This is a genomic window from Janthinobacterium sp. BJB426, from assembly GCF_002735705.1.
Lineage (GTDB): Bacteria > Pseudomonadota > Gammaproteobacteria > Burkholderiales > Burkholderiaceae_D > Janthinobacterium.
This window is the reverse complement of sequence record NZ_PDZL01000004.1, coordinates 375,220-387,649: the sequence shown is the minus strand read 5'-3', so window position 1 is coordinate 387,649 and position 12,430 is coordinate 375,220. Positions and strand designations below refer to the sequence as shown.

At 59.8% G+C, this 12,430-nt stretch carries 16 protein-coding genes and 1 tRNA gene; 11 read left to right on the top strand and 6 right to left on the bottom strand.

Features of this window, described 5'->3' with window-relative positions:
• The first annotated feature begins 83 nt into the window (after positions 1 to 83).
• Positions 84 to 545, top strand: a complete 462-nt coding sequence (locus CSQ93_RS09585; protein WP_099377851.1) for an SH3 domain-containing protein — start codon at positions 84 to 86, stop codon at positions 543 to 545.
• Positions 546 to 581: 36 nt separating this feature from the next.
• Positions 582 to 1,622: an NAD(P)H-dependent glycerol-3-phosphate dehydrogenase gene (locus CSQ93_RS09580; protein ID WP_099377850.1), complete on the top strand. Its 1,041-nt coding sequence runs from the start codon at positions 582 to 584 to the stop codon at positions 1,620 to 1,622.
• Positions 1,623 to 1,635: 13 nt separating this feature from the next.
• Here CSQ93_RS09580 and CSQ93_RS09575 read toward each other — a convergent pair whose 3' ends face one another.
• Genes CSQ93_RS09575 through mscL form a run of 4 tightly spaced genes read right to left on the bottom strand, consistent with a single transcriptional unit; the run spans position 1,636 to position 4,359 of the window.
• Positions 1,636 to 1,980: a hypothetical protein gene (locus CSQ93_RS09575; protein ID WP_233516124.1), complete on the bottom strand. Its 345-nt coding sequence runs from the start codon at positions 1,978 to 1,980 to the stop codon at positions 1,636 to 1,638.
• 15 nt (positions 1,981 to 1,995) lie between these two features.
• Positions 1,996 to 2,688 (bottom strand): DUF2461 domain-containing protein, encoded by a 693-nt coding sequence (locus tag CSQ93_RS09570; RefSeq protein ID WP_099377849.1) that lies wholly within the window; start codon positions 2,686 to 2,688, stop codon positions 1,996 to 1,998.
• 21 nt (positions 2,689 to 2,709) lie between these two features.
• On the bottom strand, positions 2,710 to 3,870 hold the full coding sequence (locus CSQ93_RS09565) for a Do family serine endopeptidase (protein WP_099377848.1): 1,161 nt from the start codon (positions 3,868 to 3,870) through the stop codon (positions 2,710 to 2,712).
• 39 nt (positions 3,871 to 3,909) lie between these two features.
• Positions 3,910 to 4,359, bottom strand: coding sequence for a large conductance mechanosensitive channel protein MscL (gene mscL / locus CSQ93_RS09560; protein ID WP_099377847.1), 450 nt, complete (start codon positions 4,357 to 4,359; stop codon positions 3,910 to 3,912).
• A 413-nt stretch (positions 4,360 to 4,772) separates the two neighbouring features.
• Between mscL and petA the strand changes: the two genes are divergently transcribed.
• The 6 genes from petA to CSQ93_RS09530 all read left to right on the top strand — a co-directional run bounded on the left by petA (position 4,773) and on the right by CSQ93_RS09530 (position 9,061).
• Positions 4,773 to 5,381, top strand: coding sequence for a ubiquinol-cytochrome c reductase iron-sulfur subunit (gene petA, locus CSQ93_RS09555; RefSeq protein WP_034783594.1), 609 nt, complete (start codon positions 4,773 to 4,775; stop codon positions 5,379 to 5,381).
• Between the two features lie 2 nt (positions 5,382 to 5,383).
• A complete protein-coding gene (locus CSQ93_RS09550) occupies positions 5,384 to 6,796 on the top strand; it encodes a cytochrome b (RefSeq protein ID WP_099377846.1) in 1,413 nt (470 codons plus the stop codon).
• A 36-nt stretch (positions 6,797 to 6,832) separates the two neighbouring features.
• Complete coding sequence (locus CSQ93_RS09545; protein WP_099377845.1) at positions 6,833 to 7,597, top strand: cytochrome c1; 765 nt, start codon at positions 6,833 to 6,835, stop codon at positions 7,595 to 7,597.
• Between the two features lie 120 nt (positions 7,598 to 7,717).
• Entirely contained in the window at positions 7,718 to 8,329 is a 612-nt protein-coding gene (locus CSQ93_RS09540) for a glutathione S-transferase N-terminal domain-containing protein (protein WP_010394154.1), read from the top strand.
• A 117-nt stretch (positions 8,330 to 8,446) separates the two neighbouring features.
• Positions 8,447 to 8,959 carry a ClpXP protease specificity-enhancing factor gene (locus CSQ93_RS09535; protein ID WP_099377844.1) on the top strand — a complete coding sequence of 171 codons (513 nt, stop codon included), beginning with the start codon at positions 8,447 to 8,449 and terminating at the stop codon, positions 8,957 to 8,959.
• A gap of 26 nt (positions 8,960 to 8,985) precedes the next feature.
• Positions 8,986 to 9,061 (top strand) — tRNA-Thr (locus CSQ93_RS09530).
• A 98-nt stretch (positions 9,062 to 9,159) separates the two neighbouring features.
• Here the strand turns inward: CSQ93_RS09530 and CSQ93_RS28810 are convergent.
• Entirely contained in the window at positions 9,160 to 9,843 is a 684-nt protein-coding gene (locus tag CSQ93_RS28810) for a hypothetical protein (RefSeq protein ID WP_158301188.1), read from the bottom strand.
• Between the two features lie 257 nt (positions 9,844 to 10,100).
• Here CSQ93_RS28810 and CSQ93_RS09525 point away from each other — a divergent pair, with 257 nt between their 5' ends.
• A complete protein-coding gene (locus CSQ93_RS09525; RefSeq protein WP_034753599.1) occupies positions 10,101 to 10,307 on the top strand; it encodes a dodecin in 207 nt (68 codons plus the stop codon).
• A 15-nt stretch (positions 10,308 to 10,322) separates the two neighbouring features.
• Here CSQ93_RS09525 and CSQ93_RS09520 read toward each other — a convergent pair whose 3' ends face one another.
• Positions 10,323 to 10,634 carry a hypothetical protein gene (locus tag CSQ93_RS09520; protein ID WP_099377843.1) on the bottom strand — a complete coding sequence of 104 codons (312 nt, stop codon included), beginning with the start codon at positions 10,632 to 10,634 and terminating at the stop codon, positions 10,323 to 10,325.
• 161 nt (positions 10,635 to 10,795) lie between these two features.
• Between CSQ93_RS09520 and CSQ93_RS09515 the strand changes: the two genes are divergently transcribed.
• Both CSQ93_RS09515 and CSQ93_RS09510 read left to right on the top strand, forming a co-directional pair.
• Positions 10,796 to 11,170, top strand: coding sequence for a hypothetical protein (locus tag CSQ93_RS09515; RefSeq protein ID WP_099377842.1), 375 nt, complete (start codon positions 10,796 to 10,798; stop codon positions 11,168 to 11,170).
• A 210-nt stretch (positions 11,171 to 11,380) separates the two neighbouring features.
• The gene (locus CSQ93_RS09510) at positions 11,381 to 12,367 is read left to right on the top strand and encodes an EDSAP-1 family PEP-CTERM protein (RefSeq protein ID WP_099377841.1); all 987 of its coding nucleotides are present in this window, start codon (positions 11,381 to 11,383) and stop codon (positions 12,365 to 12,367) included.
• The last annotated feature ends 63 nt before the right edge of the window (positions 12,368 to 12,430 follow it).

Here is a 12,430-nt window from a genome sequence, read left to right as displayed (position 1 = left end):
GCTCTTGCAAGACCCCGCTGGCCGTCAAGGCTGGCCTGACACGGCGGCCTGGCCGCCGTGTTTCGTTAAGGTTCAAAAATATCATGTTGAAAAGTGCGCTCTTGAGCAAGTTCCGCTGGATGGCCGGCGCCGTGCTGCTGCTGGCGACCGCCGCCAGCCACGCCGTCGATTTCAAAACGGTGGGCGCCGCTCCCGTGATCCTGTACGACGCGCCATCCTCCAAGGGAGGCAAGCTGTACGTGGCGCCACGCGGCATGCCGCTGGAAGTGGTGCTCAGCTACGGCGAATGGGTCAAGGTACGCGACGCCAGCGGCGAAATGGCCTGGACGGAAGCCAAGGGCCTGTCGGCCAAGCGCAACGTCGTGGCGCGCGCCGCGAACCTCAAGGTTCGCGCCAGCCCCGACGACATCGCCTCCCCCATCATCCTCGTCGACAAGGGCGTGCTGCTGGAAATGAGCGAGCAGCCGAGCTCCGGCTGGGTCAAGGTGCGCCACAAGGATGGCCAGAGCGGCTACGTCAAGACCAGCGAAGTGTGGGGCCTGTAAGCACCGCGTCCGTTCCCCCTGCCCCGTTGAGGTTGCATGCAAGTTTCTCCTGAAGTCACTCCCGACAATATTCCCGCCGCCCGCAAGATCACCATCCTGGGCGCCGGCGCCTGGGGCACGGCCGTGGCCATGGCCCTGGCTGGCCGTCATGACGTGCTGCTGTGGGGCCGCAACGGCCAGGCCATGGCCGCCATGGCCGCCAGCGGTGAAAACAGCTATTTGCCCGGTTTCCCTTTACCGCCGCAGCTGCGCATCAGCGCCGATTTCGACGCCGCCGTCGCGCATGCCAGCGGCGAACACGGCCTCCTGATCGCCGCCTGCCCTGTGGCGGGCTTGCGGCCCATGCTGCATCAGCTGAAAGACAAGGCGATCGGCAACCTGGTGTGGCTGTGCAAAGGCTTTGAAGGCGGCACGGGCTTGCTGCCGCACCAGATCGTGCAGGAAGTGCTGGGCGACAAGATTCCCGGCGGCGCCCTGTCCGGCCCCTCGTTCGCGCAGGAAGTGGCACGCGGCTTGCCGTGCGCGCTGACCATCGCTTCGCACAATGCCGCCTTGCGCGGCGCCGTCGTCTCGGCCTTGCATGGCGGCACCATCCGCGTGTATGCGAGCGACGACCTGGTGGGCGTGGAAGTGGGCGGCGCCGTCAAGAACGTGCTGGCGATCGCCACCGGCGTGGCCGACGGCCTGGGCCTGGGCTTGAATGCGCGCGCCGCGCTGATCACGCGTGGCCTGGCGGAAATCACGCGCCTGGGCACGGCGCTGGGTGGCCAGACAGAAACGTTCATGGGCTTGACGGGCATGGGCGACTTGATTCTGACGTGCACGGGCGACCTGTCGCGCAACCGCCGCGTCGGCCTGGGTTTGGCGCAAGGCAAGGCGCTGGACACCATCGTGGCTGAGCTCGGTCACGTGGCCGAAGGCGTGCCCTGCGCCAAGGCCGTACGCGAACTGGCGCGCCGCATGGGCGTCGACATGCCGATCACCAACGCGGTGGCCGGCGTGCTGTTCGATGGGGACTTGCCGCACGTGATGGTGCAGCAGCTGCTGTCGCGCGATCCGCGCGCCGAGGCGGCTTGAAGCACCCGGAAAGCTAGCGCCCCGCCTTGTGCATGAGTATGGTGAGCAATAACAGACTGTCTTCGCGCGCTTCCAGGGCGTGCGCCTGGCCGCCGAGCAGGTACAGCATCTGCCCCGATCCCAGCACCTGCACGCCGCCATGCGCCTCCACCGCCACCTGCCCTTGCAGGCACAGCAAGGTGATTTCGCCGAGCACGTGATGCTCGGGCATGGTCTTGCCCTTGGGCATGCACATGCGGATCAATTCCAGCTCATCCGTTTTGGCCAGCGCGATGGCGGAAAACTGCGACAGGTCGTCGCCGTCCCTGCGCAGCACCTCGATCACCTGTCCTGAACTTGCGTGCTCCAGTGCCATCATGTGCTCCTTCCGCAATTACTCGGTGACTTCCTCCGGCTCTTTCGCACCGCGCATCCACTCGACCAGCGGCCACGCATCCTTCAAGCCTTCCGCCAGGGTCGGCAGCAGTTTCTCGGGCGCGTTCACGGGCAGCGGCACTTCGGTCCAGACAAAAAAGCTCTTCAGCTTGATGAATTCGATATGTTCGGCGTCCGCGTCAAACCCCTTCGGCGGGCGCTGCAGCTTGCCTTCGTTCTGGATGGTGCCGAAACGGGCCTTCAAACGCTTATTTTTCAACACTTTGGAAAAGCCTGGCGCGTCGTTGAGCATATGCTCGCGCAGCGCCTTCAGGCGGCCCGGCGGCGGCATATATTCGCCGGCGCCGAACAGTAAATTGCCCTGGCCATCGATCTGCAGATAATACGTGGGGCCGCCCGCCTTGCTGGGACGGCGCATGTCGTTCGGCGCGATGGCGGCCGAAAAGCGCGTCTTGTACGGACTCTTGTCGTGCGCAAAACGCACGTCGCGGTTGATGCGGAACAAGGCCTTTTTCGGATTGCAGTACTTCACGGCCGGGTCGAACTTGCCCAACTCACCGATCAGGCTGGTGACCAGCGCGAGGAATTCCTCGCGCAGGATGTCGTAGCGGGGCTTGTTCATGACAAACCAGGGACGGTTGTTGTTGTCGCTCAGTTCACGTAAAAATTGGGTCAAATCACGCACATGCATGTGTCAAATTCCGATCAGCAACTATTTGGAAAGCTCTTTCGGGATGGGGCGCTTGCCTACCATCACGTCGAGCGCCGCTTCGCGATTCTTGCGCAGCACCGTCATTTTAGCTTTTCCGCCGGGCGGCAGTTGGGCGATCAGGTTCAGCATTTCCGTCGTGTCGCCGACGGGCTTGCCTTCCACCGTCAGCAGGATGTCGCCGGGCACGATGCCCGCCTTGTCGGCCGGGCCGTTGCGCACCACGCCGGCGATGATGGCGCCGCTCGTGCGCTGCAAGCCGAAGCTTTGCGCCAGCTCGGGCGTGATGTCCTGCGTTTCCACGCCGATCCAGCCGCGCACCACGTGGCCATCCTTGATGATGGCTTCCATCACCGTCTTGGCCGTAGAGACGGGAATGGCGAAGCCGATGCCGACGGAGCCGCCGCTTTGCGAGTAGATCGCCGTATTGATGCCGATCAGATTGCCGCGCGTGTCGACCAGGGCGCCGCCCGAGTTGCCGAAGTTGATGGCCGCATCCGTCTGGATGAAGTTTTCAAAACTGTTGATGTGCAGGTTGTTGCGGCCCAGGGCGGAGATGATGCCCATGGTCACCGTCTGACCCACGCCGAACGGGTTGCCGATGGCCAGCACCACGTCGCCCACGCGCGCCAGCTCCGACTGGCCCAGCACGATGACGGGCAGCTTGTCGAGGTCGATCTTGATCACGGCCAGGTCCGTTTCCGGATCCAGGCCGACGATCTTGGCGGGCGCCTTGCGGCCATCCGTGAGCACGACTTCGATTTCGTCGGCGCCTTCAACCACGTGGTTGTTGGTCAGCACATAGCCTTCATGGCTGACGATCACGCCCGAACCGAGGCTGTTTTTCAAGTCGTCGTCATCCTCGCCGTCCGGGTCGCGGTCGCCGAAGAAACGTTTAAAGAAGGGATCGCGCGCCAGCGGATGGGCGCCGCGCTTGGGCACTTGCAGGGTGAGGATGTTGACGACGGCGGGCATGGCGCGCGCCGCCGCGTCGCGGTAGGAGCCGGGCGCCAGGCTGCTCGACGCCGTTTCCACCACGGGCACCGGCTTGGTGGGAGAGCCCAGTTGCTGTACCCGGCTGGCCGGGCGCAGCGCGCCGTACACAAAGTACAGCGCCAACGCGATCGTCACGGTTTGCGCAAACAATAACCAGAATCGTCGCATAGCACTCCACCCAGGTCAGCCGGCCGGTGCCGGAACGACTTATTTTGCCAGATCGTTGCTATTCTGTCCGTTCTTCTGCAGTGAGTCGCGGATTTCACGCAGCAGCACGATGTCTTCCGGCGTGGCCGGTGCAACTGCCGGCGCGACCGGTTCGCTGCGGCGGGCCTTGTTCATCAGGCGCACCATCTGGAAGATGATGAAGGCCAAAATGACGAAATTGAGCAGAATGGTGAGGAAATTACCGTAGGCCAGCACGGCGCCCGCCTTTTTCGCTTCCACCAGGGTCATCGTGGTAGCTTGACCATTCAGGGGCAGATAGTAATTGGCGAAATCGAGTCCGCCGAAAATGCGGCCGATGGGTGGCATGATCACGTCTTGCACCAGAGAATCGACAATCTTGCCGAAGGCGCCGCCGATGATGACACCAACCGCCAGATCGACGACGTTGCCTTTCATTGCAAATTCTTTAAATTCTTTCATCATTGCCATGAATTTCTCCTTCGGATATGTATAAAAAACATGCCGATCATACTATTGATTCCCGGGTACACCAACTTGTGGTTGCCGGCGAGACCAATTCCGGCACAGCCGTGCGCATCTAGTTCGAAAGAACTAGCCACCTCCTGCAAAAGTATATAAATTATGGTACAAGCAACGTTTTTGTTTTATTCGTTGTTTGCTTCACTTATAATTTGCGGTTGCCAGAAGTGGCTTTTTCACTTCCGGATAATCAACAAGAAACTGGCATGGGCTGCGCCATAGTCCGAAGTTCCGCAGGGATGTTGCCACTTTACCGTACAAAGATGCGGGTTGCGGCAATCAGTGGGAAAGAGCTTCGGCGACGGGTTTTTCGCGGCTGCCACTCATAATAAAGATTCGCATTTTGACTGATTGGGGTTTGCATGAGTAACGAAAAGCAGGTCGATTCAGGCCGTCGCGGCTTGCTCGTCGCCACGTGCGCGGCGGGCAGTGTAGTTGGATTGGCAACCGCGGGAGCCTTGGTAAGCACCTTCCAGCCGTCGGAGCGCGCGAAAGCGGCTGGCGCGCCGGTCGAAGTAGACATCACCACCTTGCAACCCGGCGAAATGCGCACCGTCGAATGGCGCGGCAAGCCGGTCTGGATCCTCAAGCGCACGCCGGAAATGATCGCGTCGCTCAAACAAACCGATGGCAAGGTCGCCGATGCCAATTCCCAACGCAATCCCGCCGAATTCACGCCGGAATACTGCATGAACGAGGCGCGTTCGATCAAGCCTGAAATTCTCGTCGCTGTCGGCATCTGCACCCACCTTGGCTGCTCCCCTTCCTCGAAATTTACCCCCGGCCCGCAACCGTCGCTGCCCGATGACTGGGAAGGCGGCTTCCTGTGCCCTTGCCACGGCTCCACCTTCGACATGGCAGGCCGCGTGTTCAAGAACAAGCCGGCGCCGGACAACCTGCAAGTGCCGCGTCATATGTATCTGAGCGACACCAAATTGCTGATAGGTAAAGACGAGAAAGGCGAGGCTTGATCATGGCTGCTTTCAAAGAAACGAAGTTCCCGGCAGACGCTCCCGTCGCCGAAAAAGCACTGGGCTGGGTCGATGACCGCTTTCCCCTGACCAAGCTGTGGAACGACCAATGGGGCAAGTACTACGCCCCGAAAAACTTCAACTTCTGGTACATCTTCGGCTCGCTGGCCATGCTGGTGCTGGTCTTGCAGATCGTCACCGGCATCTTCCTGACCATGCACTACAAACCGGATGCGGCCCTGGCCTTCAATTCCGTCGAGTACATCATGCGCGAAGTACCGTGGGGCTGGCTGGTGCGCTACATGCACTCGACGGGCGCCTCGGCCTTCTTCATCATCGTCTACCTGCACATGACGCGCGGCCTCCTGTACGGCTCGTACCGCAAGCCACGTGAACTGATCTGGCTGTTCGGTTTCGCCATCTTCCTGTGCCTGATGGCCGAAGCGTTCTTCGGCTACCTGTTGCCATGGGGCCAGATGTCGTACTGGGGCGCCCAAGTGATCGTCAACCTGTTTGGCGCCATCCCGCTGATCGGCCCTGACCTGTCGCTGTGGATCCGCGGCGACTATGTCGTTTCCGACGCGACCCTGAACCGCTTCTTTGCCTTCCACGTGATCGCCATCCCGCTGGTACTGCTGGGCTTGGTTGCAGCGCACTTGATCGCCCTGCACGAAGTCGGTTCGAGCAACCCGGACGGCATCGAAGTCAAAGAAAATCTGGGCGCCGATGGCCACCCGGTCGATTCGATTCCTTCGCATCCGTACTACACCGTACATGACCTGTTCGGCGTGTCGATCTTCCTCGTCATTTTCAGCGCCGTCGTCTTCTTCGCGCCGGAAATGGGCGGTTATTTCCTGGAATATAACAACTTCCTGCCCGGCGATTCGCTGAAGACCCCGCTGCACATCGCGCCAACCTGGTACTTCACGCCGTTCTACTCGGTGCTGCGTGCCACCACGGCCGACTTCATGTACGTGCTGATGGGTGTCGTGGCTGCTTACGTGGTGTTCATCTGGCTCAAGTCGCGCCTGTCGACGATCGTCAAGTCGGTCATCGCCGGCATCGCCATCGTCGCCATCATCGGCATGCTGCCGCAGGTGCTGGACGCGAAATTCTGGGGCGTGGTGTTCTTCGGCGGTTCCGTCGTGATCCTGGCCTTCCTGCCATGGCTCGACCATTCGCCCGTGAAATCGATCCGCTACCGTCCGACCTGGCACAAATATGTGTACGCCATCTTCGGCCTGTCGTTCCTGATCCTCGGCTACTTGGGGACCCAGGCGCCAACGGATACGAAAACCATCGTGTCGCAAGTGTGCACCCTGATTTACTTCAGCTTCTTCCTGTTGATGCCATGGTGGAGTGCAATGGGCAAGTTCAAGACCGTGCCGTCGCGTGTGACGTTTCACCCGCACTAAGCCGCTCTCACGCCACGCTCAAAGGACATACATCATATGAAGATTGCAAAAAAACTGCTCGCCATCCTGGCCTTCGTGCCTACCATGGCTCTCGCCAGCGAAGGCGGCTTTCCGCTGGACAAGGCTCCTGACCGCCAAACCAACATGGCGGCGCTGCAACATGGCGCCAAATTGTTCGTCAACTATTGCTTGAATTGCCACGCCGCCGTGTCGATGCGCTACAACCGGCTGCGCGACCTGGGTTTGACGGAAGACCAGATCAAGCAGAATCTGTTGTTCTCCGGCGATAAAGTCGGCGACTTGATGACGACAAGCCTGGCACCGCAGGACGCCAAGGCTTTCTTTGGCGTCGTACCGCCGGATTTGTCGGTAATTTCGCGCGCGAAATCATCTTCCGCTGGCACAGGCGGCGACTACCTGTATACTTACCTGCGTACGTTCTATAAAGACGACACTCGTCCGACCGGCTGGAACAACATGGTCGTGCCGAATGTTGCCATGCCGCATGTATTATGGGAATTGCAAGGTGTCCAGTCTGCCAAGTTCGTGGAAGAGAATGATCCGCACGACGCTGGCAAGAAGATCCACAAATTTGCCGGCTTCGAGCAGGTCAAGCCAGGTACGTTGAACAAGATCGAGTATGACAATGCGGTAGCCGACCTGGTCGGCTACATGGAGTGGATGGCCGAACCGGCACAGCAGACACGCAAGCGCCTGGGCGTGTGGGTGCTGCTGTTCCTGTCGGTCTTTGCTCTGCTGGCATGGCGCCTTAACGCGTCGTTCTGGAAGGAAGTCAAATAAGTGAGGCGCCGGCCATAGGCCGGTTTATGCCTGTTTCTGCGTTGTCCGCATGAGTGGACAAGCGACCTGGGGTGAGCCGTTCGCGGCTTCACCCCCTTTGTTTCTAAGGAACTATAAAAAATGATGGTTCTCTATTCGGGTACAACCTGCCCATTTTCGCAACGCTGCCGCCTGGTCCTGTTTGAAAAAGGCATGGACTTCGAAGTGCGCGACGTCGACCTGTTCAACAAACCGGAAGACATTTCGACCATGAATCCGTACGGCCAGGTGCCTATCCTGGTCGAGCGCGAACTGATCCTGTATGAATCGAACATCATCAACGAGTACATCGATGAGCGCTTCCCGCATCCGCAACTGATGCCGGCCGATCCGCTGATGCGTGCCCGCGCGCGCCTGATGCTGTTCAATTTCGAAAAAGAACTGTTCGTGCACGTGCACGTGCTGGAAAGCGAACGCGCCAAGAGCAACGACAAGGCCCACGACAAGGCACGCGCGGAAATCCGCGACCGCCTGACGACCCTGGCGCCGCTGTTCCTGAAAAACAAGTACATGTTGGGCGACGAATTCTCGATGCTCGACGTGGCTGTCGCGCCGCTGCTGTGGCGCCTGGACCACTACGGCATCGAACTGTCGAAGACGGCTGCACCGCTGATGAAATACGCCGAACGCATCTTCTCGCGTCCGGCCTATATCGAAGCACTGACGCCATCCGAGAAAGTGATGCGCCGCTAAAAGATCTTCCCGGCAGGCAGCGTCTGCCGGGGCATCTTGCGTCAGCAGCCAGTCTTTTGAATTACCGGTGCGCCACCCTGTCATTGACAGGGGCGCTCCCGCCTCACAGTGTCTACCATGTCTGAAATCTCAACCAAACCTTATATGCTGCGCGCCATCTACGAGTGGTGCACCGACAGCGGCTACACGCCTTATCTCGCGGTCAAAGTCGATTCGCGCACCACGGTACCGATGGAATACGTGAAAAAGGGCGAAATCGTGCTCAACATCAGCTTCGGCGCCACCAGCGGCCTGAAGATGGACAACGACGCCATCCGCTTCCACGCCCGCTTTGGCGGCGTCTCGCGCGAAATCTACGTACCGGTCGACAACGTGATGGCCATCTACGCCAACGAAAACGGCCAGGGCATGGCTTTCGAGCCCGTGTTGGGCAACGATGACCCGGACGCGCAACCGACGGACAGCCCGGCCTCCGCCGACGTCCCGCCGCCAGCGATCGCCCCGGTATCCAGCGCCCCGACCCTGTCGTCCGTGCCGACCAGTTCCCCCGAACAACGCGACAGCGCCACGCCCGGCGACGACGAGCCACCAAAAAAAGGCGGCCGCCCGACCCTGACACGCATTAAATAGCGTATAATTCGCAACGCGCAGTTTTTGCCGACTTAGCTCATTTGGTAGAGCAGTTGATTTGTAATCATCAGGTGGCCAGTTCGAAACCGGCAGTCGGCACCAGAATTTTAGTAGGAAATCAAAGGGTTACATGCTTCGGCAGGTAGCCCTTTTTTGCTTTGCACGAAACAATTACTACCTGCTATAGAAAATGCTACCTCCTAGCATTGACTTGACCACGGCAGTTTCACTTTGCGAGAAGTACCAGACGTGCCAGGGAAGTCGCTTAGCAGTGCCTGTAGAAACGATGGCATGACTGCTGGGAGGTTTCCACAAGACCCCTCACTCTTTAATTGCCCTTGATAAATTTTCTTTGGGGTAGGACCGCCCTGCGTTCCAACTTCAACAATGTCGATACTGACAAACCGGCGATAAACTCTTGTCGAGTCCGTAACTTGATTGAATCCAGTGACACCATAGGTTGGCTGTACGGTTGTGGTGGCATTGACATATGAAGTATTCCCAATTCGATTGACTGTGCCGGTGGTCGTGGAGCTTCCATAGCCGGTTACACCCCATTGGGGCTGTGAGTAAGTTACGGACTCAGTGCGGCCATCGTCAATACCAAAATCGAGATACACAGCAAATTTGGCGGGGGCGCCAAGGGATACAACATTCAGGTTTTTCAAACGAAGCCATGTTGCTACCTGCTGAGCGTACGCGTCATGCTCTAATGAACCTTCATGTTCCTTACGCCATGGAAGTATTGAATAGGTCGCATCTGCCGTTTGTGCTGTTGGCATCTGATGGAACACCTTCACGTTACTTTCAATACCGGGCATGATTGCTGCGCAACCTTGCAATAACGATGTAACTACCGCAACTGCAATGAAGTTCCGTAGCATGGGTTACCCTTGGTGATGAGTGTTTACATTCTGAGCAGAATAGCCGACAACGGTCTTACAACACAACCAAAAGCTTCCACCGCAGGTAGGAGGAGGACGCGAGATATCGGGACTATCAATATGTGCCGATGAACATAGTTCCACGTGCATGCATTGCTGCACCGCGCAATGACGTCCAGCGCATTTAGGCGCAAGATGAGCATGTGCTTGCGCAAAGCAGGCTCACGATGTCTGGCTTGCCTACCTGGGGAAATATCATGTCCGCACACACTTACAAGCTGATCGAACTGGTGGGAACATCGACCGAGAGCAGCGATCAGGCGATACGCGATGCCATTGCCAAGGCGGCGCTGACGGTCAAGCACATGGATTGGTATGAAGTGACGGAATCGCGCGGCCATATCGTCGATGGCAAGGTGGCGCACTTTCAGGTCACGCTCAAGGTCGGCTTCCGGCTCGAATAGCGTACTGCGGCGCGCTCAGCGCCGCCCGGCTACTGTCCGGCTCCCCAGCCACTCCCGGCCGCCGCTGTCCAGCGCGGTCTCAATGACCTTTTCCGGCAAGCTGTAGACGGTTGCCCAGCTTGCGCGGCCGTCCTGCGTATTCGCGGGGAAACTGTGCGTTTCAATCGGCCAGTGGTATTTGCGTTTCAGTGCCTTGACGATAGCGGCCAACGAGACGCTGCCTTGCAGCGGTTCGGCGCCGGAGTGGTCGCGGTTCGACAGCAGCACGGCCAGGACCTGGCCGCGGCCCGTGCGCGCGCCGGGGAAGGTGGGGGTTTTGTTTGCCATGGCCTATTTTACCGGGCAATGATCAGCGAGAGGCGATGTGCCGCACCTTTGATCTGGCGCAAGCACCGCAGCGGCATTGCGGCCACGATGGGCATGTCACCAGGCGTGCCAGGCCCCTTTGGCAGCCTGGGCTTGATACAAGGGGGGCACAGGAGGACATCATGCACAGCCTGAACATCCACGCCATGCAATGGCAGCCCGTCGCCGATATTTCCGCCGTCGATCCGCTGCTGCCCGGCGATCTCGCCTGCTTTCGCGCACTGCGCGACGTGCTGCAACGCTACGGCGCACTCGACCGCTTCGGTATTTCCCTGATCCACCGCCATTTCGACATCGCCGATGACGAAGAATTGATGGAATACACGGATGTGGAGCAACGTACCCTGACGGTAAAACCTGTCAAGAAAAGCGACATCGACTGGCAGCACACGACGATTACCAACTGGAAATTGACGGAAGGCGAGGAAGTGGCGCGCATCGGTTGCGGCTGCGCACGCAATTCGGGCGGCCACCTCGGCTATCACCGGGGCACCTGAGGCTGGCCGGCACCGCCCGCCAGGCGGCGTCGGCCTTTCTTACACTTTGCCCTCTCCAGTTCAGTCCACTTTGCGCAAGTGTTTGATTCAATATGCTTTTTTTGTGTGGCACGCAAGCTGCTTATCACTGTCTACAAGATGAATCCAGGCAAGTCGAACTGGATTCCTTGCCCCCGGATTTTCCGAGACTGACCACGATAAGAGGCTGCGATGAACGTCGATCACACACGAAGCAAGACCCTGGGCTGGCTGGGCGCACTGGCGGCGGCGAGCCTGCTGGCCAGCGGCCAGGTGCATGCCGGCGCGTACGGCCTGGCCGTCAATGAATTGAACAATTTCCGCATCACCACGAGTGCCGGCACCTTGTCGTTGGCCGGCGCCAATCGCAATGCCAGCGACAGCGCCTTCTTTCAGGGCGGCGTGGCCGTCAATCCGCGCGCCGTCAATACGGGCCCGGCCGCCAACGCCGACGTGCTGCAAGTGTGCTCCGGCGCCGGCTGCGGCGCCTCGCCGCAAAACCACTATGCGCCCACCGCCGCGCTGGAATTCGCGCGCGGCGATGCGCATTCCTTCGGCAACATGCTCACTGCCGCCGGTTCCACCGTCAGCGCCGTGTCCGAAGCGCAGCGCAACTCGGTGGGGGCGGCATCCTCCACGGCCGGCGACACGCTCACCGGCTCCGTCAACCTGACCCTGTCGAGCGCCGGCTTCATCACCTTCAGCTTCATGGGACGGCGCGACCTGCTGGCCAACGTCACGACCATGGGCGACAAGTCGAACGTATCGATCATGGATATCTTCAATATCTCGTGCAACAGCGCCAGTCCCGTCGGTTGCCTGTCGAAAGCGAATGCCGATGGCGTGATCTTCCAGTTCGCGCCCGATGGCGATGCCAACAATGGCAGCGACATCAACGGCAACCATGGCGCCGGCAGCCTCGACCCGTTCAGCCTGAACATGACGGCCGGCACGAATGACCCGGCCAGCGGGCGCGCCTTCACGAATGGCTTTGCGATGTTTTCCCTGACCTCGAATTTCGCCCTGCCGGCCGGCAGCTATACCTTGAACTTTTCGAAATCCACGCGCACCGATATCGTCGTCATCGATCCCCTGGTCGTGCCCGAGCCAGGCACGCTGTTCCTGCTGGGCACGGGACTGGCTGGCCTGGCTTTTACGCGCCGCCGCCGGCCAAGCTAGACACCGGCATGCCAACAAAACGCGGCGCCCGCAAAGGCGCCGCGTTTTTTATGCAGGCAAGAA